We start from the raw sequence: 23,184 nt of genomic DNA, 5'->3' as shown, positions 1-23,184 counted from the left end.
ATATACGACAAAAAACATCATGCATTTACAGCTTTCGATTCAAACTTGGCGCTAAATCCTTTACAATTGTTGGGTTTTAAAATTTACGCTTAGATTAAATTAATTAGAGGACGTATCTGTGAGCAAAGAGACTATCATCGCCCTACACGCAGAACACCAAGGTCGCTGGAAAAACCGTGAAGAAATCGCGGAACAAATGATCGCTTTGATCGGTCAGCTTTACCGTGAAAAAAATATTGTGGTTTCAGTGTTTGGACGTTCTTTAGTTAACCGTTCAGTTATCCAAATTTTAAAAGCGCACCGTTTCACTCGTATGATGGACGTTGAGCTTTCAGTTGTACACACGTTCCCAATTCTTGAAGCGTTGGCTAAAATTGAAAATATCGGTACTGCTGAAATTGATCTAGGCAAATTAGCCGTTGCGTTTAAAGAGCAAGGTGGCGATGTTGACGCATTTGTTGCAGCAGCTGTTAAATCTGTAGAAGGTCGTGCGACTTCAGTAGAAGGTCGTGACGTTGTCCTTTACGGTTTTGGTCGTATCGGTCGTATTCTTGCACGTTTAATGATTGGTCAGTCTGGTCTTGGCCGTGGTTTGAACCTAAAAGCGATTGTGGTTCGTAAGTCATCTGATGGTGATTTGGAAAAACGTGCGTCTTTATTACGCCGTGACTCAATCCATGGTCCATTCTCTGGTACGATTTCTGTTGATGAAGAAAACGAAGCAATCATTGCAAACGGTCAATTCATCAAAGTTATTTATGCGTCTAATCCTACGGAAGTTGATTATACCGATTATGGTATTACCAATGCGTTGGTGATTGACAACACAGGTAAATGGCGTGATGCAGAAGGTCTTGCTCAACACCTTAAGTGCCCAGGCGCTGCACGTGTGATCTTGACTGCACCAGGTAAAGGCGACATGAAGAACGTGGTGTTTGGTGTGAACCAAGCAGACATTCTTGATGAAGATACCATTATCTCTGCTGCAAGCTGTACAACGAATGCGATTACACCAACACTTAAAGTATTGCATGACAAATACACAGTGTTGAATGGTCATGTTGAAACAGTTCACTCGTTTACAAACGACCAGAACTTAATTGACAACTACCATAAAGCAGACCGTCGTGGTCGTGCTGCAACGTTAAACATGGTAATTACTGAAACTGGTGCGGCTAAAGCAGTTGCTAAAGCACTTCCTGCACTTCAAGGTAAATTGACAGGTAACTCTGTACGTGTTCCAACACCAAACGTTTCACTTGCGATTTTGAACTTAACTTTAGATAAAGAAGTTGATCGTGATGAAGTGAACGAATACATTCGTAAAATCTCAATCAGCTCTAGCCTTCAAGGTCAGATCGGTTATACCAACTCGACTGAAGTTGTATCATCTGATTTTATCGGTTCGCGTACAGCAGGTGTATTTGATGCGCAAGCAACAATCACTTCGGGCAACCGTTTAACTGCATATGTTTGGTACGATAACGAAGTTGGTTATAGCTGCCAAGTTTTACGTATTGCAGAGCAAATGGGTGGCGTAAGCTATCCAAAAATTCCTGCTGAAACAAATGCATAATTTGTAATAGCGACTAAAAAGAGCCTCAATTGAGGCTCTTTTTTTTGCGCTGTTGTTGTGGGATGAGGCTGATCTGGTGCATTGGGGTGACATAAGTACTGGCTTGAGTGCTAAGAGTTGCCAATGTTTAATCCCTAGTAATTTACTTAGAATAATTAGAATACTGTGTAAAATAGGACGATAAAAACTAAAGAGTCTGGTTGGTATACCGTCCCCTTAGACTCTCTAAGCTGACAAAAGGATGATATTTGTCAGATAAAAGAAAATAAAACAAAAGGAATCTGAATTTGCAAGTGAAGCATGTGCTAAGTGGATTGGCATTCATTGTGTTGGCATCTGTATGCGGTGTGCTTATCGCTATTTGGACGTTTAAACACTTTAATATTTATATTCCATTAGAAAATCAAAAAGTCAGTATTGATCTGCAAGAACCTTTACAAGTTGAGGTTAAAATTCATGATGCCTTAGATGTTGATGTCACAGGGCGCGTCAATGCAGAAATTCCAATTCGCGAAAACCTGAATATTCCACTGACCCAAACGCTGACTCCACGGGTATATTTTGATAATCAGGTTCCGATTAAAACCACCATTCCAGTGCGTGAAACCTTGAAAATTAATCAGAATATGCCTGTAGATACTAAGGTACAGGTGAAAGTCATGGGGCGAGATGTGACTTTACCTTTAAAAGGTAATATTCCTATTCAGCTGGATGTGCCGATTCATATCGATGTGCCGCTTGAACAGCAGGTACACCTCAAGTTTGATGCACCTGTGAAAACTGTACTGAAAGAAAACCTACATATTCCAGTCAATACAGTGATTAAAACCAATATTCCAATACAGGGACATTTAAACGTTCCCATTAAAACGGCGTTGAACGCTTCGGTGGATGTGCAAAATACATTACCAATTGAAATCAAGCAGGGGGAGTTGAAAATTCCACTTAATAGCTTGCAATTACTGCGTGAAAAACCTCTACCTCAAGAACACGTGAAGCCATAGGGGGGAGTATGTGGATATTCCAGTCTGCGAAGCGGCTTGTACTGAGTTTTGTGTGCGTTGTAATTTTAGTGGGTGCGCTGTTTTGGTTGTACCTGAATATTCAAGCCAGTATGCAAGTGTCTGCGAGTGAAGCCCAAATTCAACTATCAGACTCCTTGCCGACAAAAATCCAAGTGGGTAATTATTTAGAAACCCAATCCGTTGGGACTTTAGATACGCAACTGAAAATCGATCAGAAAATCAATCTGCCTTTGACTGGGAAATATTTGGCAAATTTAGAGTTTGAAGTAGAAGTACCCGTTTCAGTATCTGTTGATTATCAAACTGAGGTACTCATTGATCAAAACATGCCGTTGGAGACAACTACAGATCTAATTTATCAAAATAAACTATTGCCTAAGTTCCCACTCGCTTTAGATATTCCGATTAAGCTGGCTGTACCATTTCATTTAAAGCAAGACTATCAGATCCCAATCAAAATTATGTTTAATGGCTTGGTCTATTTTGAGTTTGATGAGCCAGTGCGTCTGCATGTGTTACATCAGTTTGCACCACAGTTAAATTTGAATGACCCAATGACTATGCGAAAAATAGCAAGCTTCAATGCGACCATGTATAACACGGAACGGAGTACGACTGCGAACTTGGAGATGAATATGACACTACCTGTGAAGAACATTCATCCATAAAAAACACCACCAATCACTGGTGGTGTTTGAATGTGAAGATTAAATGATTGGCTTAAAGTGCGGCTTTGATTGCATCTTGAATACTGGTGGTCTTATGTCCAATCAATTGTTCTAGGTCTTTACTGTCACTATACATCGCACCTTGTATAGTTTGAATGTCTGCATCAACGATTACATCAACTAAGCCAGCAGGTAAGCCTGCTTGAGTTAAGCCTTGCGTGTATTCTTCCGCACTTAGGTTCTGATAAATAATGTCTTTATTTACAGCTTGGCCAATGAAAGTTGCAAGGTCTGAGAGGCTAAAACTTTCAGAACCTGCTAGCTCATAGGTCTTATTCTCATAACCTGTTGAAGTTAAGACTTTGGCTGCAGCTTCAGCATAATCTATACGTGATGCTGAGCTAATTCGACCATCTTGAGCTGCGCCAAAAAGCGTCCCAATTTCAATAGTATGAGCAACACCTGCAAGGTAGTTTTCGCTATACCAGTTATTTCTTAAGAAGGTATAAGTGATTCCACTGTCTTGAATTAGTTTTTCGGTTTCACGGTGTTCTTGGGCTAAGCCGAGTGGGGACGTATCTGCACGAAGTAAGCTGGTATAAGCAAGATAAGGTACGCCTGCTACTTTAGCAGCATCAATCACTGCTTGGTGTTGAGGTGTACGGCGACCAATTTCATTGGCTGAAATGAGTAATAACTTATCTATTCCTAATAGAGCAGGAACTAATGTTTCAGGGCGGTCATAATCAAACTCACGCGGCTCAATACCTTGGACTTTGAAATGTTCAGCTTTATCAATTTTACGAACCAGCGCAACAATATTCTGGGCAGCGGTCAGCTGCAAAAGTTGCTCTATAACGAGGTTACCAAGTTGTCCTGTTGCGCCTGTGATTGCAATTTTCATAATTCACCTATATTGGTTGTTTTCTATACTTGATGGTTGCATCTTAATCTGTTAACTTACTAAATGTAAGTACGTACCAAAAAGTAAGTAATAAACCAAATGGAGAGAAATGATGCACACCTATGCGACAAGCAAATTGTTAGGTCAAGTTTTATCCACGGAGTGTCCGTCTCGTGAAATTTTGGAGCATCTTACGAGTAAATGGTCGGTACTGGTGTTGCGCTGTTTAAGTGATGGCGTACATCGTTTTAGTGAGCTCAAGCAGCGTATAGAAGGAGTGAGTGAGAAAATGCTTTCTCAGACGCTCAAAACTCTTGAACATGATGGCTTTATTCTACGGACGGTCTATCCTGTGGTGCCGCCCAAAGTGGAATATCAATTGACGATCTTGGGTTCACAAGCTGCTGAGAAAACCATGTATTTGATTGGGTGGATTGAAAAAAGTTTGCCTGAAATTCTAGAAGGTAAAGAACGGGTGGCAGCTTTAAAATAAAAGATGACACGTATTGTGGATTGGTTGTGATAATCCTTAATTGCATTTTAAGAGTGAATTCCTAAGGCGTGCGGAAGTGGATTAGAGCTGATTCAATTTCAGGCTGTGAAAAGGCCTTGTTATTAAACAATCTCCCCTTTTGGCGCGCTATTTTGATGTGAAAGTCCTTCTTGAAAATAAAAGTTGAGTAGGATTGAATAAAATGATTCGAAGAGCGATCTAACGACTAAATGGTCAGCACATTTAAATTAAAAAATGAATAAAATCAGGTGAAAAGTGTCGAAAAGTTAGATTTTGGTATTTTTGTGACTAAATTTCATGTTTCGCTGAATAATTCTATTCGAGAAATTTTGTAAAATATGGCAGAATATGCGGTTTTAAAGTATTTAGAGGATTGGCAGCATGCGCTTTGTTGATGAAGCAGTCATTACCGTAGAGGCTGGCGACGGTGGCAATGGCGTAGCCAGTTTTCGCCGTGAAAAATTCGTACCTTTTGGTGGTCCAGACGGTGGTGATGGTGGTCGTGGTGGTAGCGTATTTATCGAAGCTGATGATAATACCAGTACCCTTGTAGACTTCCGTTATACTCGCCGTTTCCGTGCGGAACGAGCTAAAAATGGTCGTGGCGCGAACTGCGCAGGCCGTGGTGGTGAAGACACCGTATTAAAGGTTCCTGTAGGTACAACCATTGTTGATACTGACTCAGGTGACATTATTGGCGACTTGGTTGAAAGTGGTCAGCGTGTGCTTGTCGCAGCGGGTGGTGATGGTGGTTTGGGTAATACTCACTTTAAATCATCGACGAACCGTTCGCCACGTAAGTGTACCCATGGTTTTAAAGGTGAATTCCGTGAAATTCGTTTAGAGCTAAAAGTACTGGCCGATGTTGGCTTACTAGGTATGCCAAATGCAGGTAAATCGACGTTTATTCGTGCCGTATCAGCAGCAAAACCTAAGGTTGCAGACTACCCGTTTACTACGATGGTTCCAAACCTTGGTGTAGTCGATGCAGACAGTCACCGTTCATTTGTTATGGCGGACATTCCAGGCTTGATTGAAGGGGCTTCTGAGGGGGCAGGTCTTGGTATTCGTTTCTTAAAGCACTTGGCGCGTACGCGTATTTTGCTTCACATTGTGGATGTTCAGCCGATTGATGGTTCAGATCCTGCATACAATGCAAAAGCAATCTTGGGTGAATTAGAAAAATTCTCTCCGACACTTTCAAAGTTACCTATCGTTCTAGTGTTAAACAAAGTTGATCAACTTGCAGACGATACGCGTGATGAATGGTGTCAGCATATCTTAGATGAAATGCAGTGGGATGGCCCTGTATTTAAAACTTCAGGTTTGATGTCTGAAGGGACAAAACCAGTTGTGTATTACCTGATGGATCAAATTGAGCAACAACGTGAACGTGAGCTTGAAGATCCTGATTATGCAGCAGAAGTGAAAGCATTCCGTGAGCAGCTTGAAGCTGAAACACGCGAACAAACGATTGCCGCTAAAGAAGCATATCGTGAAATGCGTCGCCAACAACGTCTTGCTGGCCTGTTGGCTGATGATGATGAAGACGATGATGAAGATGACGGCGAAATGGAAGTGTTTTACGTACGTTAAGCTCGTAATGAGTAACTGAGGACAAGATGATAGAAGTGGTAGATGGGCAACGTAAGCTCGAAGCTTGTAAACGAATCGTTGTTAAAATCGGATCATCTTTACTCACAGCAAATGGGCAAGGTTTAGATATAGATGCAATTTCGCATTGGGCGAAACAAATTGCAGATCTACACAATGCAGGACATGAGATTATTCTGGTGTCGTCAGGAGCTGTGGCTGAAGGTATGGTTCGTATGAAGCTAGACAGCCGACCCACCGATCTACCCAGTCTTCAGGCGTGTGCTGCCATTGGTCAGATGGGCCTTATTCATACGTGGTCAAGTGTGCTTGAAAAACACCACATTCAGACTGCGCAAGTGTTATTAACCCATGATGACTTGGCAGACCGTCGTCGTTATTTGAACTCATGTGACGCGTTACAGAACTTGATTGAATGGCATGTCATTCCTGTAATCAACGAGAATGACACGGTTTCGACCGATGAAATTCGCTTTGGTGACAATGACACGCTGGCCGCGATGGTTGCAGGTCAAGTCCATGCAGATTTGTTAATTATTTTGACAGACCAGCAGGGGATGTTCGACTCAGACCCACGTTCAAATCCAGATGCAAAACTGTTCCATACTGTGCGTGCTCTAGATGAGAGTTTATTTGATATGGCTGGCGGTGGCGGTAAGTTTGGTCGTGGTGGTATGTTGACCAAAGTCCGTGCTGCACGCTTAGCTGCAAAGTCTGGCTGTCCAACGCTGATTGCCAGTGGTGAAAGTGACAATGTGCTTGAACGTTTGATGGATGGTGAAATGCTTGGGACATTGTTTATTACTGACAATGGCCGCATTACTGCTCATCAACAGTGGTTAGCAGCTCACTTACAAACTGCAGGTCGTTTGGTGTTGGATGATGGTGCTGTTAAAGCCATAAAAGATAATCATCGTAGTTTACTTCCAGTTGGCGTGAAAGCTGTGGAAGGGCATTTTGAACGCGGTGACGTGGTTGAATGTGTTGATATCCAAGGTGGCCGTGTTGCGGTCGGGCGTGTCAACTTTAGTTCGCGCTCTGCGGAGCTGGTAAAGGGCTTGGCGTCAGATAAAGTTCACCAAGTTCTAGGTGAAGCACGTTCACTTGAGATGATTCATCGCAACCACATGGCGATCTACTGATTTAAATGCATTAAAAAAAATCCCGCTTTCGAGCGGGATTTTTTGTTTTAAAGCAAAAGTTATTTGATATAGCCTTTTTGAATGAGGGGCTTAAATAAGTAAAAGTGAAGGGTGAGTGCCCATTGCATGATTTTCTCTTTATAGAGATTCCAAAGCTTTAATCCAAAGAAGTTTAAGGCAAAAGCCAATAGAAAAGCGCCGAGCATATCTAAAGGAAAATGTACACCAAGATAGACACGTGACCATGCAACCAGCCAAGCCATGACCAAGAGAAAAATTCCCAGTTTACGCTGCGCAGAGAATAGATAAGAAAAGGCGATACTGCTAAAAATCAGCATATGGTCACTTGGAAAAGAGCCATTGGGTGCATGGTAAATGAGAGTGCGTCCGACCTCCATGACAAAAGGCCGTGGGTGATAATACACATGAGAAATACATTGGCTGATCAAAATGGCGATACTGGTAAAAATAAACGCCTTCAATATCTGTTTTTTAGTGTCATAGTTACCACGTAGCCAAAACCAAGCAAACAGTAAAATCATACAATAGAGCAGGTCATTGGCGATAAAAATGGCAAAATGAATACTGGTATTACTGGCTTCAGGAGAAGCATTAATCCATGAAAAAAGAGATAAATTAAGTTCTGAAAGAGTCATGAAAGTGGATTGTGTTTATCAAGGACGGAAGAGAGTCATAATTTTGTCATATTGTTGAAATAAAAAAGACCACAAAAATGTAGTCTTTTTTAACAGTTCAATGTAGTTGAACTAATTGGCTTTCAGTTTTAAAAGTCAAATGACGTTTGAAGGTAGAAGGTACGTGGTTGCCCTACATATTTACCAGCAGTTGCTGTATCGGTAGAACGAGTGAAATATTGTTTATCAAACACGTTTTTGATGCCGCCACCAATTTTTAAACCATGGAATTGCTCACCAAAGTCATAGGCTGTACGCACGGAAAACGTTGCATAGCCTGGAATATCACCAAATATACCATCTGCCGATTCTACAGTTTGATAAATCCCTGATTCTTGGTTTCCTGGTGAATGTTGCTTAGATTGAGCAAACATATCGGCATTAACGCTCCATTGATCTATCTTATAACCTAAACCGATATTGGCGGTATGACGGGAATAGAATGGGAGGTCTTTGTCTTTAAAATGACCTGATTCAGCCACAGCTTTAGTAAAGGTATAGTTGCTATATACTTTTAAGCCTTGCAATACATCTGCCAAGTAACCGAAATCATAAGCAAGACCTAATTCAACACCCTTGTGGCTAGTCGCCCCGAGATCTGTCCAATATTTATTTTGTTGAAGGGTATTGGTTTCTAAGTACAGCTCTTTTTCAAAGTCCAAATAGAATACGGTCAACTCAGCATTTAGACCATTGCCTAGATACTTTGTACCAATTTCATAGTTATTGGACTTTTCAGGATGCAAGCCATCAGTTGTACTTTGTGCAATACCACCTTCTAAACGTGCCAATTGGTTGTATTGCTGTGGGCCGAATGAAACGCCCGCATTGGCAAAAATGTTCCAATTGTCTGTCGCTTTATACATAACCGATAGGCTGGGTAAAAACTCATCTGAATCAATTTTGGGTGAAACGGTATTAACTGCTACGCCTTGGTTATAGGCAGTAAAATTGTTATGAGTTTCAATTGATTCAAAACGTAGTCCCGGTGTGATGACCCAGTTACCTAAATCGAAGCGGTTATCTGCATAAATCGCATGTGCTTTAGTGCCACCTTCACTCGTGGTACGTGCTTTAATTTCGGTCACAGGTGTATTCAATGCATATGTCGATGAGCGACCTGAGAACTCAGAACTATCTTCATTTAAATAACGGTAGCCGATAGTAAATTCGCTATTTGAGTTGCCTAATTGGTATGCATGAGACCAGCGCGGTTCAATGGCAAAAACTTTGTAGTCGCGTGGAGAGATGTCCAAACGTGAAGTGGTTGCACTAACATCTGTCTCTAAGTCGCTCGTGCGAAATGAGTCAATATAATAGGTCAGCAACTCAAAGTTATTTTTTTCATCTTGATGTGTATAGCGGAATGACACATCTGAGCGGCGGCCAGAGAAATAATTACGTGACTTATTTGACTGATAAGGGTTTTGTGCATATTGCTCGGCAGTTAGACCTTCTGGTATTTCACCACGACCTTCGTAGTGATGTAGGTTTAAGGCAATCGCATCAGCATCTGTAATTTGATAGGCCGTTTTTAACATGACATCATCAATGTCAGTTTTATTATTGGCTTCACGGTAGCCATCACCTTTTGTGCCAGAATACAGTAAAGCAAGGCCTATACCATTATCTAAGGTTCCGCCTACAAATAAGTTCGGGCTGTATTTGATTTGATCTGTACCCGAAGCATATTCGGTCGTTAGGCTGACATTACCTGCAAACTCTTGAGGAATCGCGCGAGTTGCAAAGTTAATGATACCGCCAACGTTCTGCGGTCCAAAACGTACAGAGCCTGCACCACGAACCACATCCACAGATTCAATATTGCCTAATGATACTGGTGCTAGAGAAAGCTGAGGCTGTCCATAAGGCGCAAATGATAGCGGGACACCATCAAGCAGTACTGTAGAGCGAGGAGATAAACGAGAGGCTAAACCACGGACCCCAATATTGAGTGAAACATCACTGCCACCAGTACCATTATTTTCTTGGACTTGAACACCAGGCACTTGCTTCAGGGCATCTTTAATTGAAGTCGCAGCAACTTCATCTAAGCGATTGCGAGTAATAATCGTACGAGCGCCTGCATGCTTTTGCACTTTTTCTGCATTGGCATCTTCTAACCAGTTGCCTTGTGCTTCAAGTTTGATGGTCGGAAGCACATTGTTGCTCGTTGCTTCAGTGAGTTCTTCTGCTTGTGCATAGGTCAAGCAGCTCATAGAAAGCCCAATCGCAATGCTGAGTTGTTTGGCTTTGAATAATCTGCGATCCTGCAGATGAAGACGTGATGAAATCATTCTTTTGTGCGCAATCCATAATAAATAGCGCGGCTATCATATGCTGAACTTTGTTGAAATCAAATAATAACCATTATCACTTATTGCAATTAAAACACTAAAATTAATAGGCGAATTAAAGTTTTCTTGATGGACACACAATAAAAAAGCCACGTTTACCGTGGCTTTTTAGATGATGAATTTTAATGAAATCTGTTATTTAAGTTGAACAGTACCATTTGCATTCACAGTGATTTTAGATTCGCCGCCAGCTACATCTTGCATTGGTGCATCAGCTGCTGCAAATTTTGCACTTTCTGCACGCATCATGACTGGGCGAGGGTAGTAGTTGCTGGTATTAATGTTTAAGTTAACCAAGTTATAACCTGACTTACTCCATGCTTGTGCTAATGATTGCGCACGCTGTTGAAAGTTTTTCGATGCTTCTACAATCAGCTCATTTTCCACTTTCTTACGTTGTGTGTCGGACACACTAAAGCCGATTGACTGTGTTTGGAAGTTTTGCTGTAGCTCACCAATCAATTGGCTCGCTGCTTTAAAATCGGTACTTTCTAAATTAATTTCAGCACGACCACGCCATTCTTTTAGCTTTTGGTTGTCATCGTTGTAAATTGGGTAGGTGGTTTGAGAACCGGTTTCGACTTTTACGCTTGGATATTTACGTGCTAAAGCTGCGGCTTGATTCATCAGCTGCGTAATTTGTGTAGCGAGTTCGGCAGGTTGTTTGTTACTCCGTTCAATGTAAAGCGTTGCATTCATTAAATCATTAGATACTTGGCGTGTTGCCTCGGCCTGAACATTGACAATATTGTAGTTTAATTGGTTCTCAGACTGAGCAAAAACTGCTGAGCTAAATAAAGCACTAAGCGCGATTGCTGGGATAAAGAATTGACGCATTTTTATTCCTTTTTTATTTAGGAGGAGTTTTGCAACATTTGTAAAAAGCTTAAAGCCAATTTGTGGTGAATTTGCGAAAATATTGTGGTTCGATTGTAAAAAAAGGTACAAAATATTTTTCATAAAAACCTAGATAAAGTGATTTATTTCAAAAACTTATTTTTTGACCAAGGTGAGTATTTTGAAATTTTGTGGCGAAGTTGAAAAATAAATAAATTCATCGGCTTTTCTTTACGTTGTCACACTATAAGAGGATAATTTAAGCTATGGTTTGGCATGATATATTTTTTTAGTAAATTTCTGGCAGATAATGTCCAAAAGCTGTTTATTTTATTGAAAATTTCTGTATCATCCGCCTCCTAGTTATGAAGTATCCAAACGCTATCTGACTAGATTTATAAAGCGCCGAGTCAAAGGACCAAAAGTCACCCGACTTATTTCTTTCAACCCATATCAGAGATGGTAATTCGATATGAGCGTTTCTTCTGTAAACCCTGCCACTAATACTACTAACGAATACTATTTGACTCGCCAAAGTCAGATGGAATCCAATGTTCGTAGCTATCCACGGAAATTACCGTTAGCGATAGCCAAAGCATTAGGCTGCTGGGTTACTGATGTTGAAGGTACAGAGTACCTCGATTGTTTAGCTGGGGCAGGAACATTGGCTTTGGGCCATAATCATCCTGCGGTAATTCAAAGTATTCAAGATACACTTGCAAGTGGTCTTCCTTTACATACTTTGGATTTAACGACACCTTTAAAAGATGCATTTACTGAAGCATTACTTGAACAATTACCAGGCGGTAAGGAAGAGTATTGTCTACAGTTCTGTGGTCCATCTGGTGCAGATGGCACGGAAGCAGCAATTAAATTAGCGAAGACGTATACCGGTCGTAGCACAGTGATTAGTTTCTCTGGTGGTTACCATGGTATGACGCACGGCGCTCTTGCAATGACAGGTAACCTGTCTGCGAAAAATGCTGTAAATGGTTTAATGCCAGGCGTTCAATTTATGCCGTATCCGCATGAATACCGTTGCCCACTTGGTTTAGGTGGTGAAGCGGGTGTGGATGCTTTGACATATTTCTTTGAAAACTTCATTGAAGATGTTGAAAGTGGTGTAACCAAGCCAGCTGCTGTCATTCTTGAAGCAATTCAAGGTGAAGGCGGTGTGGTAACAGCGCCAACCAAATGGTTGAAAAAAATCCGCGAAGTGACTGAAAAACACAACATTGTGTTGATTCTTGACGAAGTTCAAGCAGGCTTTGCACGTTCAGGAAAAATGTTCGCATTTGAACATGCGGGTATTGAACCTGACGTAGTGGTGATGTCTAAAGCCGTTGGTGGTAGCTTACCGCTTGCTGTATTAGGTATTAAACGTAAGTTTGATGCTTGGCAGCCAGCAGGTCACACGGGTACTTTCCGTGGTAACCAATTGGCAATGGGTACTGGTCTTGCAACGATCAAAACCATCAAAGAACAAAACCTTGCGCAAAATGCACAAGAACGTGGTGATTTCTTACAAGCTGAATTTAAAAAGCTTGCCCAAGAGTTCCCATGTATCGGTAACGTGCGTGGTCGTGGTTTGATGATTGGTGTTGAAATTGTGGATGAACGTAAACCAGCGGATCATATGGGGTCTTTACCTGCAGATGGTCAATTGGCAGCAGCGATTCAAGCGGCATGCTTTAACAACAAATTGTTGTTAGAAAAAGGTGGCCGTAATGGTACAGTCATTCGTTTACTTTGCCCACTTATCATCACTCATGATGAATGTGTTGAAGCGGTTTCTCGCTTCAAGAAAGCAATTGCTGAAGCACTTGTTGCAACTCGAGGCGCGTAATCATGGTTGATTTTGCAGAACACCGTAAGGCGTTACTCTGCAATGATGCTGCATCTATTGCTGACTACTCGTCAGCAATGGATCAAGCGACTAAAGCAGTTGCAGCATGGTTGCAAAACGACAAAATGTACACAGGCGGTAGCATTAAAGAGCTCCGCAGTGCGATTGCATTTAATCCTTCTAAAGAAGGTTTGGGTGTACAAAAGTCACTTGAACGTATGGTTGAGCTTTTCTTAAACAAAAGCTTAAAAGTCCATCACCCGCACTCGCTCGCGCATTTGCACTGCCCAACTATGGTGACTAGTCAAATTGCTGAAGTGCTGATTAATGCAACGAATCAATCGATGGATTCGTGGGACCAAAGTCCTGCAGGTTCATTGATGGAAGTTCAGTTGATTGATTGGCTTCGTCAAAAAGTGGGTTATGGTGCAGGTCAAGCTGGTGTGTTCACTTCTGGTGGTACACAGTCAAACTTGATGGGTGTACTGCTTGCACGTGATGCATGTATTGCGAAAAACTGGAAAGACGAAAACGGTAATCCGTGGTCTGTACAGCGTGATGGCGTGCCAGGCGATGCGATGCGCAACGTCAAAGTCATTTGTTCTGAAAATGCACACTTCTCTGTGCAAAAGAACATGGCGATGATGGGCATGGGCTTCCAATCAGTCGTGACCGTTCCTGTGAACGAGAACGCGCAGATGGATGTGGATGCACTTGAAAAAACCATGGCTCACCTTCAAGCTGAAGGTAAAATCGTGGCGTGTGTGGTTGCAACTGCGGGTACGACCGATGCAGGTGCAATTGATCCACTGAAGCAAATTCGTGAAATCACCAACAAATATGGCGCGTGGATGCACATCGATGCGGCATGGGGTGGTGCTTTAATCCTATCGAACAATCATCGTGATATGTTGGATGGTATTGAGCTTTCTGACTCAATTACGCTGGATTTCCATAAGCATTACTTCCAAACCATCTCTTGTGGTGCGTTCTTGTTAAAAGACGAAGCGAACTATCGTTTCATGCACTATGAAGCTGAGTATTTAAACTCTGCTTATGACGAAGAGCATGGCGTGCCTAACCTCGTGTCTAAGTCACTTCAAACAACACGTCGTTTCGATGCGTTGAAGCTTTGGATGACTGTTGAAGCGCTTGGTGAAGAACTGTATGGTTCTATGATTGACCACGGCGTTACTTTAACTCGTGACGTTGCTGATTATATCAATGCAACTGCTGGTTTAGAGATGTTGGTTGATCCACAATTTGCATCTGTATTGTTCCGTGTGGTTCCAGAAGGCTATCCAGTAGAATTGCTTGATACCTTAAACCAAAACGTTGCAGATGAATTGTTTGCACGTGGTGAAGCGAATATTGGCGTAACTAAAGTAGGTCAAAATCAATCTTTGAAAATGACGACTTTAAGTCCAGTTGCGACTTTAGATAACGTGAAGAACCTGCTTGGTCTTGTCCTTGCAGAAGCGGATCGTATCAAAGGTTCAATCGCAGATGGAACCTATACACCTGCAATTGCTTAATCGATTGTTTGTGTTAAAAAAGGAGCTGATATCAGCTCCTTTTTTATGTGTTCTAAATATTAAAGAACATAACATCACTGGCTAAGTTTCTAATTTTAATTATGTTGGAGATGATTTATTTTTCTATGGAGTCGTTTTCGATATCTGCTTGAATTATGATTTTCAGGAAAATGAACTTCAATAGTTAAGACTAAAGCTAAATATTCGGGCTTTTGATTTTCAACAAGCAAATGATTTTCTTCACGAATTTTCAAGTTAAAGGTATGACCTGCACGACAGGAAAATTCTTGTCATAATCACGGCAATTTGGGGTAAATAAACGTGTTTTGCTAGCTGTCATGGGAAATGTCGCACTCATATGACTTGTCACGCTTCTTACGAAAAATGAATGGTTAAGGCGGCAGTAAGGGGAGGAGAAGCCCAAAATCTCCTTCTTTGAGCTATCTTTTAGAAAAAAGATAAAGCTGTTTCGTCAGAAATACCCATTATTCGGACAAATATTTCTAAAAATAAGAAAGGTACCTGAGTCTAAAAAGTCATAGATTTGCTCTCGTATTCAAGATGAGTATGCTATTTTCTAAGAAATAAATGGGAGATAAAAGGTAAAAATTAAGCCCTAAATGATGCTCAATTTTCTAAATATGACACTACTCATTTGTCATTTATGGGCTATGAAGTTCTTACAAATGGCGAAAGTTCATGTGGATTATGCATATGGGTATACGCAAATTTTTATAGATTATAAGTACTATTAAATGTTTAAGAAATAAAAAACCGATGAAGTTTTTTTGTTTTATGCATTGATTCTAAATGTGTTTTATTTTTTATAAAAGCGTAAAAGATGTTGATGTAAAATGAATTATGCACTCTCGGTATATCGAAATAAGAAAAATTCTTTACGTGTTTAGAGTGGGTGAAATTGAACAAAGTGTAACGAATCATGGACAAATAAAAATAAACATCATGAAAGTGTCACAATGCTGTAACTTGCTTGTCATATTCTGAAATCAAAATGCAGTTATCCAAAAAAGTACAAGACTGAATAAAAAGTGGCGTACTCCAAAATGTTTAATATGTGAGATAACAAATATGCGCTTAAACCATATCGCACTTGCAGTAGTAGTTTCTGGGGCAGCTGTAGCAACTACGGCAAACGCAGCTCGTGACACAATTCAAATTGCGGGTTCTTCAACAGTTTTACCGTATGCAAGTATTGTTGCTGAAGAGTTTGGCAATACCTTTCCACAATTTAAAGCACCAGTTGTTGGTTCTGGCGGTTCTTCAGGTGGCTTAAAACAGTTCTGTAATGGTGTGGGTGATAACACAATTGATATCGCAAATGCATCTCGTAAAATTAAAGATACAGAATTAGCTGCTTGTAAGAAAGCTGGTGTGAACCAAGTGATCGAAATCAAAATTGGTTATGACGGTATTGTGTTCGCTTCAAATACAAGCAAAGCAGCATACAAATTACGTCCACAGCACGTCTATGCAGCTTTAGCAGCGCAGTTACCATCTAACGGTAAAATGGTTGCAAACCCATATACACGTTGGAACCAAATTGACAAAAGCCTTCCAAACGAACCAATCACTTTGGTGATTCCAGCATCAAACCACGGTACACGTGAAGTGTTCCAAGAAAAAATGGTTGATGCAGGCTGTGAAACGTATGCAGCAATCAAAGCAATGGATAAAGATGCACAAAAGAAAGCATGTTCAACTTTCCGTAAAGACGGCAAAGTGATTGAGATTGCGGGTGACTACACTGAAACTTTGGCGCGCTTAAAAACGTCGCCTAGCGCAGTGGGTGTGTTTGGTTTAGGTTTCTATGACCAAAACCGTGACAAGTTACGTGTAGCGACAGTGAACAATGTTGCACCATCTGAAAAGACGATTTTGAATGGTTCATATCCAGTTTCTCGCCCATTATTCTTCTACGTGAAAGGCGAGCATTTGAAATCAATCAAAGGCTTAAAAGAATACACTGAATACTTCATCAGCAAGAAAGTATCAGGTAAAGGTTCTAAGCTTGAACGTGCTGGTTTGATCTCAATGTCAGACAAAGAGCGTGCGGCAGTTCTTGCGAACTTCAAAGCAGGCAAAGCGGTTAAGTAATTAAGCGTAGAAACAGTCAACGGTAGGCAAGTCCTACCTTTGACGTTTTTTACTAGGATTAAGTTTTTTCAAATAATGAAAATTGAAAGAACCGTGGAGAATACATGAATCTGCTACTTATAGGTGTGTTATTGGCACTGATCGCCATAGCCTATCAAATGGGCTTAAGTCAGAGCCGTAACTTAGCAGGTAAGGGAAATAATTCTGCAAAATTACACTCACGTCCGGGGTATTACGGTGCGTTAGTGGCTTTGTGGTGTGGTATCCCTGCTTTTTTAATTTTGATTGTTTGGAATATTGTTGAACCAAATGTTTTGAATCATGTGGTGTTAAATCACGTGCCAGCACAAGTCGCTGCAACTTTAGATGCTGCAAGTACGGATGTGTTGATTAACCGTGTAGAAGCGATTGCCTCAGGTTTTGGTGTCACAGATACACCAGCCGCGTATGAGCTTGCTGCTGCGGAGCAACTGGCGAAGTTTCAAAGCATTGGAACATTTGCAAAAATTGCAGTGGTGATTTGTGCTGCACTGGCAGGTTTAGTCGCTGCGAAAAAGCGCATTGCAACTCAATTCCGCGCGCGTAACCAAGTTGAAAAAACCATTAATGTTGCACTTGCGCTCTGTTCTGGTGTCGCGATTCTAACCACGATTGGTATCGTGATGTCGATGTTCAGCGAAGCGATGCGATTCTTCCACTTTGTGAGTCCACTCGACTTTTTCTTCGGTACAGAATGGAACCCCGGCTTTAGTACCTCTGGTAATGCAGAAGGAAGCTACGGCTTACTGCCATTACTTTGGGGTACCTTAATGGTCAGTGGTATTGCACTCTTGGTTGCAGTCCCTGTAGGTTTAATGATCGCGATCTATCTTGCTGAATATGCATCTTCTGGGTTTCGCTCATGGGCAAAACCAACCATTGAAGTTCTCGCAGGGATTCCAACCATTGTTTACGGTGTATTTGCACTGATGATCATTGGCCCATTCTTTAAAATGTTGGGCGAATCCGTTGGTTTACACATCAACGCAACTAGCGCACTCACTGCTGGTTTCGTCATGGGTATCATGATTATTCCTTTCGTTTCATCGCTTTCTGATGACATTATCACGCAGGTACCACGTGCATTACGTGATGGCTCATTAGGTTTGGGCGCGACAAAGTCCGAAACCATTCGTCAGGTGGTGATACCAGCAGCACTTCCGGGCATTATCGGCGCGTTCTTGCTTGCAGCGTCACGTGCCATCGGTGAGACCATGATTGTGGTGCTTGCAGCAGGGAATAGTCCTCTATTGCATGCCAATCCACTTGAAGCCATTTCAACTGTGACCATTACCATCGTAAACCAATTGACTGGTGATACTGACTTTGCAAGCCCGCAAGCTTTGGTGGCATTTGCACTAGGTCTGACACTCTTTGTAATTACGCTTGGTTTGAACATTGTTGCACTGTACATCGTGCGTAAATATCGTGAGCAATACGACTAATGACGACTTCTAATAGCACAGCAGATCAAGTATTTGATCCACAACATGCGGCAGAATTACGAGAAAAGCGTAAGCAAACGATCAGTAATTCATTGGCAAAACGTCACCGTAAAGAAAAAACCTTTCGTTTCTTTGGTTTCTCAGCAGTGATTGCAGGTTTATTCTTTGTCGCGCTACTTTTTGGCAGTATTTTATCGAAAGGCTTACCTGCTTTTTGGCAAAGTAGCATGAGTTTACCCGTGTACTTTGACCCTGCCATTATTACGACAGGTGCAAAACCTGTACAGCGTGCAGGCGAATCTCCAGCGCAGTTTGAGGAGCGTTTTATTGCTTGGCAAACTGAAATGGGCATGGTGGATTGGGATGCTTTAATCGTGAATGCCATGATTGCAAAAGATCCAGCACTTGCTTCTAAACGAGATGATTTGGCTTCTTTGTACACCAGTTCTGAAGCATATCGCTTACGTGATATGGTGATGAAAGATCCATCATTAGTCGGTAAGAAAGAAGACATTAAAGTGCTTGCCGATGCAAACGTTGATGTGTGGCTCGCAGGAAATATTGACCGTAGTTTGCCTGATGAACAGCAACAGTTGAGCCCAAAAGTTCGTCAACTTGCCGATGAAATGAAAGCTTCAGGGGTAATGGAAAATACTTTCAATACCAACATCTTCGTCAGTCCAGACTCTCGTAGTTCTCCTGCAACTTCAGGTTTAGCAGGGGCATTCATGGGGTCGCTGTTCATGATGCTGATCGTGATCATTATTTCGATTCCAATTGGTGTGGCATCTGCAATTTATCTTGAAGAATTTGCGCCTAAAAACTGGATCACTGACGTCATTGAAGTCAACATTAACAACCTTGCCGCTGTACCATCAATTGTCTTTGGTTTGCTCGGTGCTGCGATCTTTATTGGTTGGATGCATTTACCGCTTTCCGCACCATTGGTCGGTGGTTTGGTGCTGAGTTTAATGACATTACCAACGGTGATTATTACGACACGTGCATCGTTGAAAGCTGTACCACCTTCAATTCGTCAGGCCGCTTTAGGGCTAGGTGCTTCACGTATACAAACCGTATTCCATCACGTTTTACCACTTGCACTACCGGGGATTCTAACGGGTGCAATTATTGGTGTAGCACAAGCATTAGGTGAGACTGCACCGCTGTTATTAATTGGTATGAGTGCATTTGTTGCAAGTGTACCTACAACTCCATTTGATCAATCGAGTGCTTTACCTGTACAGATTTTCTTGTGGCAAGGTAATGAGCTGCGTAACTTCTTCGAAGGACGTACAGCGGCTGCGATTATTGTTCTGCTTGCAATGATGATTGGACTCAACAGTATTGCAATTTGGTTACGTAAGAAATTTGAAGTCCGTTGGTAAGTGAGGGCAAAATATGAATACCGTTGTTAAAAATTCCTTAGATCAGGATCAAACAGTGAATCAAGAACACACTCAATTTACAAACCCGAATACGACCTCAGGTCAGCAGGGTACTTCTTTTGTGTCGCAGTTTGATACACAGACTTCTGCTAAGAAAGATCAGGCACAAGGACAAGTCAAACTCAGCACTTCAGATGTACATGTTTACTATGGCGAAGCTGAAGCGATTAAAGGGATTGATCTGAATATCTACGAAAATGAAGTGATTGCATTTATTGGGCCATCGGGCTGCGGTAAATCGACCTTCTTGCGTACTTTGAACCGTATGAACGACACTATTGATAGCTGTCGTGTGACGGGTAAAGTGATGTTGGATAATCAAGATATTTATGACCCAAACCTCGATGTGGTGTTGCTTCGCGCTCAAGTAGGTATGGTATTCCAAAAACCAAACCCATTCCCAAAGTCAATTTTTGATAACGTGGCTTATGGCCCTAAACTGCATGGTTTGGCGCGTGATAAGTATGACTTAGAAGAAATTGTAGAAAACAGCTTACGTAAAGCGGGCCTTTGGGACGAAGTCAAAGACCGTTTAAACCAACCGGGCACAGGCCTGTCGGGTGGTCAGCAGCAGCGTTTATGTATTGCGCGTACCATTGCGGTAAGCCCAGAAGTGATTCTGATGGATGAGCCATGTTCAGCGCTTGACCCGATTGCAACAGCGAAAGTGGAAGAGCTTATTTCTGAACTTTCAACGCAGTATACGATTGCGATTGTGACGCACTCGATGCAGCAGGCTGCACGTGTATCAGACCGTACCGCTTACTTCCATTTAGGTGACTTGATTGAAGTGAACTCAACCGAGAAAGTCTTCACTCAGCCAGATCATCAGTTAACTGAAGCCTATATTACAGGTCGTTTTGGTTAATACGCACAACTTGAAATATTTGAAAAAACAGAGCCTAAGTGCTCTGTTTTTTATACGCGAGCATTTGGTTTGGTGATGAAATAGCTATGATGATGGACATTGCGTATTGCAGTCATATTGGACAAAAGATGCGAAGGTGTGCTGCCTGAGAGATTGACTCATCTTATAAATGATAAAATGTGAAAGATAACGCATTACAGAATAAAACAAAAAATGGCTATTGAAAAAAAATGCCATTGACCTAATCTAGGTCATATACCGACGTATTATTTTAGAGAATATAATTTCTATGTTATTTCATTTACCGAAACTTCCCGCTGAAATTCGAATTACACATTTAAATGCGCGTATCAATGAACAACGTAAAAAAATTGCGCAAACTACAGCCTCTAAATTAGAGTTATTGCAGCTGACTCAGCAGTTAGCGAAAGAGTCGCGTCATCGTAAAAAGGCCAATCAAAAAGTTTATATTCTAGATTTTAAAGGTGATACTGCGGCAACAGCGGTAGAAAGCTTACGTGAAGAAATTACCTTGATTTTAGCGACAGCCAAAGCAGGGCGTGATCGTGTTGTGGTGCGTTTAGAAAGCCCAGGCGGTATGGTACATGGATATGGTTTGGCTGCTGCACAATTGGTACGTTTACGTGATGCAGGTTTCAATCTCACTATCTGTGTCGATAAAGTTGCAGCGAGTGGCGGTTATATGATGGCATGTATCGCCAATCAGATTATTGCTGCACCTTTTGCGGTTGTTGGTTCAATTGGTGTAGTCGCGCAAGTCCCTAACTTTAATCGTCTGCTAAAAGAACATAATATCGATTTTGAATTATACACAGCAGGCCAATATAAACGTACAGTGACAATGTTTGGTGAAAACACAGCAGATGGTAAGGCGAAGTTTGAAGAAGAGTTACAACAGACGCATGTGTTGTTTAAACACTTTGTTGAAAAATACCGTCCACAACTCAATGTTGAGAAAGTAGCGACAGGTGAGCATTGGTATGGGCAAGATGCTTTAGATTTGAACTTGGTCGATCAGTTACAAACTTCAGATGCTTATTTGCTTAATTTGCTGACCGATCATGATGTTTATGTCATCTCAACGCGTAAGAAACCGACTTTAGGTGAGAAGTTAGGCTTACAAGCTGCGCAAATGGCAGATGCCTTGGTACCAGCAGTCATGAATAAAGTGATAGAAACCTTAACTAAAACCAATGCAAGTTTGGTTCAAATGCGTGATCCAAAACTTTAATATTTAGTTGGCCGATTCAACTTAAAAGTCTGGTTCCGAAATATGCAAAAAGCAATTTTAGAACCAGACTTTTTTGTCTTAAGCTAAGTACGCTTTAATCATTTTCACTAGACGTTCAATCAGTTGATCCGCCTGATCTTTGGTAATATTCAAGGTCGGTAGTAAACGTACTACCGAACCCGCAGTAACGTTAATAATGGTGTGGTATTCATCACGAGCAATGTTGACCAAGTCACCACATGCTTTTGGTAGCTCAACGCCAATCATCAAACCAAAGCCACGGACAATCACATTTTGATCGGCAAGTTGGTTACGCAGTTGTTCTACGATGTACGCACCTTGTTCAGCCGCATTTTGTACAATGTTTTCTTTTTGCATAATGTCGATGATGGTATACACCACACGCGAACCCAATGCTGAGCCACTATACGTTGAACCGTGGTTACCCGCGGTCAATACGCCTACACCACGACCTTGAGTCATTACCGCACCAATGGGGAAGCCATTGCCTAAACCTTTGGCAGTGGTAAGTACATCAGGAATGATGTTGGTGTGTTGGTAGGCAAAGTATTCGCCTGTACGGCCATTACCAGTTTGAACTTCGTCCAACATCATCAGCCAGTTATGCTGATTACAGATCTGACGAATCTCTGCCAAGTAGCTAAAGCCTTGCGGAGCAGTGTTGACCCCACCTTCGCCCTGAATTGGTTCGACAAAGATTGCGACAATGTCAGGATGATGGATTGCAGCTTCTTCAATGGCTTCAATGTCGCCGAATGGGACACGAATAAAACCTTCAACCAATGGGCCAAAGCCTTCTTGGACTTTTTTGTTGCCTGTTGCCGATAAAGTTGCCATGGTACGCCCATGGAATGAGTGCTCTGCAACAATGATTTTTGGATTGGCAATGCCTTGCATGTAGCCAAATTTACGGGCAATTTTGATTGCACCTTCATTGGATTCTGCACCACTGTTTGAAAAGAATACTTCTTCCATGCCAGCAACTTCAGCAAGTTTTTGTGCTGCAGCCGTTTGCCAAGGCACTTCAAACAAGTTACTGGTATGAATGAGCGTTGCCGCTTGTTCTGCAATCGCTTCTGCAATGACAGGATGTGCATGGCCTAAACCACAGACTGCAATGCCCGTTAGCGCATCAAAGTATTCAGTACCATCCTCCGTGTACAGATAAGAGCCTCGACCTCGGACAAAGCTGATCGGCTGACGGCCAAATACTGGCATCAAATGAGAGGGTTGATCAGTTTGTACAGGAGCAAGGGTAATGTTATTCATGACTAACTCTTATC

Annotated in this window: 18 protein-coding genes; 13 read left to right on the top strand and 5 right to left on the bottom strand. The window is 41.7% G+C overall.

Annotated features, from left to right (window positions below):
• Window positions 1–118: 118 nt before the first annotated feature.
• The 3 genes from ACY3FQ_RS10070 to ACY3FQ_RS10060 all read left to right on the top strand — a co-directional run bounded on the left by ACY3FQ_RS10070 (window position 119) and on the right by ACY3FQ_RS10060 (window position 3,269).
• The gene (locus ACY3FQ_RS10070; RefSeq protein ID WP_126036116.1) at window positions 119–1,576 is read left to right on the top strand and encodes a glyceraldehyde-3-phosphate dehydrogenase; all 1,458 of its coding nucleotides are present in this window, start codon (window positions 119–121) and stop codon (window positions 1,574–1,576) included.
• A gap of 287 nt (window positions 1,577–1,863) precedes the next feature.
• Entirely contained in the window at window positions 1,864–2,580 is a 717-nt protein-coding gene (locus ACY3FQ_RS10065; RefSeq protein WP_489773995.1) for an MFS transporter, read from the top strand.
• 8 nt (window positions 2,581–2,588) lie between these two features.
• Window positions 2,589–3,269, top strand: a complete 681-nt coding sequence (locus tag ACY3FQ_RS10060) for a hypothetical protein (protein WP_236769997.1) — start codon at window positions 2,589–2,591, stop codon at window positions 3,267–3,269.
• 52 nt (window positions 3,270–3,321) lie between these two features.
• On the opposite strand, the gene ACY3FQ_RS10055 is transcribed toward ACY3FQ_RS10060, so the two are convergent.
• Window positions 3,322–4,173 (bottom strand): SDR family oxidoreductase, encoded by an 852-nt coding sequence (locus ACY3FQ_RS10055; protein WP_236769998.1) that lies wholly within the window; start codon window positions 4,171–4,173, stop codon window positions 3,322–3,324.
• Window positions 4,174–4,285: 112 nt separating this feature from the next.
• On the opposite strand from ACY3FQ_RS10055, the gene ACY3FQ_RS10050 reads away from it, so the two are divergent.
• From ACY3FQ_RS10050 to proB, 3 genes are all read left to right on the top strand, one after another.
• The gene (locus tag ACY3FQ_RS10050) at window positions 4,286–4,666 is read left to right on the top strand and encodes a winged helix-turn-helix transcriptional regulator (protein ID WP_125280480.1); all 381 of its coding nucleotides are present in this window, start codon (window positions 4,286–4,288) and stop codon (window positions 4,664–4,666) included.
• 402 nt (window positions 4,667–5,068) lie between these two features.
• Entirely contained in the window at window positions 5,069–6,283 is a 1,215-nt protein-coding gene (cgtA, locus tag ACY3FQ_RS10045) for an Obg family GTPase CgtA (protein WP_004980365.1), read from the top strand.
• A 26-nt stretch (window positions 6,284–6,309) separates the two neighbouring features.
• Window positions 6,310–7,443: a glutamate 5-kinase gene (gene proB / locus ACY3FQ_RS10040; protein ID WP_489773994.1), complete on the top strand. Its 1,134-nt coding sequence runs from the start codon at window positions 6,310–6,312 to the stop codon at window positions 7,441–7,443.
• Window positions 7,444–7,502: 59 nt separating this feature from the next.
• On the opposite strand, the gene ACY3FQ_RS10035 is transcribed toward proB, so the two are convergent.
• From ACY3FQ_RS10035 to ACY3FQ_RS10025, 3 genes are all read right to left on the bottom strand, one after another.
• Entirely contained in the window at window positions 7,503–8,099 is a 597-nt protein-coding gene (locus tag ACY3FQ_RS10035; protein ID WP_126036124.1) for a phosphatase PAP2 family protein, read from the bottom strand.
• A 128-nt stretch (window positions 8,100–8,227) separates the two neighbouring features.
• The gene (locus tag ACY3FQ_RS10030; protein WP_126036125.1) at window positions 8,228–10,435 is read right to left on the bottom strand and encodes a TonB-dependent receptor family protein; all 2,208 of its coding nucleotides are present in this window, start codon (window positions 10,433–10,435) and stop codon (window positions 8,228–8,230) included.
• Between the two features lie 195 nt (window positions 10,436–10,630).
• The gene (locus ACY3FQ_RS10025) at window positions 10,631–11,332 is read right to left on the bottom strand and encodes an SIMPL domain-containing protein (protein WP_126036127.1); all 702 of its coding nucleotides are present in this window, start codon (window positions 11,330–11,332) and stop codon (window positions 10,631–10,633) included.
• Between the two features lie 472 nt (window positions 11,333–11,804).
• Here ACY3FQ_RS10025 and ACY3FQ_RS10020 point away from each other — a divergent pair, with 472 nt between their 5' ends.
• From ACY3FQ_RS10020 to sohB, 7 genes are all read left to right on the top strand, one after another.
• Window positions 11,805–13,178, top strand: a complete 1,374-nt coding sequence (locus tag ACY3FQ_RS10020; RefSeq protein WP_004693606.1) for a diaminobutyrate--2-oxoglutarate transaminase — start codon at window positions 11,805–11,807, stop codon at window positions 13,176–13,178.
• A 2-nt stretch (window positions 13,179–13,180) separates the two neighbouring features.
• Window positions 13,181–14,713, top strand: a complete 1,533-nt coding sequence (locus ACY3FQ_RS10015) for a pyridoxal phosphate-dependent decarboxylase family protein (RefSeq protein WP_125273101.1) — start codon at window positions 13,181–13,183, stop codon at window positions 14,711–14,713.
• Between the two features lie 1,089 nt (window positions 14,714–15,802).
• Window positions 15,803–16,828 carry a substrate-binding domain-containing protein gene (locus ACY3FQ_RS10010; RefSeq protein ID WP_126036130.1) on the top strand — a complete coding sequence of 342 codons (1,026 nt, stop codon included), beginning with the start codon at window positions 15,803–15,805 and terminating at the stop codon, window positions 16,826–16,828.
• A gap of 104 nt (window positions 16,829–16,932) precedes the next feature.
• Complete coding sequence (gene pstC, locus ACY3FQ_RS10005) at window positions 16,933–18,312, top strand: phosphate ABC transporter permease subunit PstC (protein ID WP_125280435.1); 1,380 nt, start codon at window positions 16,933–16,935, stop codon at window positions 18,310–18,312.
• Window positions 18,312–19,700 carry a phosphate ABC transporter permease PstA gene (pstA, locus tag ACY3FQ_RS10000; protein WP_489773991.1) on the top strand — a complete coding sequence of 463 codons (1,389 nt, stop codon included), beginning with the start codon at window positions 18,312–18,314 and terminating at the stop codon, window positions 19,698–19,700. Before pstC ends, pstA begins: the two co-directional genes overlap by 1 nt.
• A 13-nt stretch (window positions 19,701–19,713) precedes the next feature.
• The gene (pstB, locus tag ACY3FQ_RS09995) at window positions 19,714–20,628 is read left to right on the top strand and encodes a phosphate ABC transporter ATP-binding protein PstB (protein ID WP_004693593.1); all 915 of its coding nucleotides are present in this window, start codon (window positions 19,714–19,716) and stop codon (window positions 20,626–20,628) included.
• A 280-nt stretch (window positions 20,629–20,908) separates the two neighbouring features.
• Window positions 20,909–21,880 (top strand): protease SohB, encoded by a 972-nt coding sequence (gene sohB / locus ACY3FQ_RS09990; RefSeq protein ID WP_348959983.1) that lies wholly within the window; start codon window positions 20,909–20,911, stop codon window positions 21,878–21,880.
• A gap of 78 nt (window positions 21,881–21,958) precedes the next feature.
• Here sohB and ACY3FQ_RS09985 read toward each other — a convergent pair whose 3' ends face one another.
• On the bottom strand, window positions 21,959–23,170 hold the full coding sequence (locus ACY3FQ_RS09985) for an aspartate aminotransferase family protein (protein WP_348959980.1): 1,212 nt from the start codon (window positions 23,168–23,170) through the stop codon (window positions 21,959–21,961).
• Between the last annotated feature and the right edge of the window lie 14 nt (window positions 23,171–23,184).

It is taken from the genome of Acinetobacter sp. AB03 (assembly GCF_058107045.1).
The sequence above is the reverse complement of the archived record's forward strand: the minus strand, read 5'-3'. Positions and strand labels throughout refer to the sequence as shown.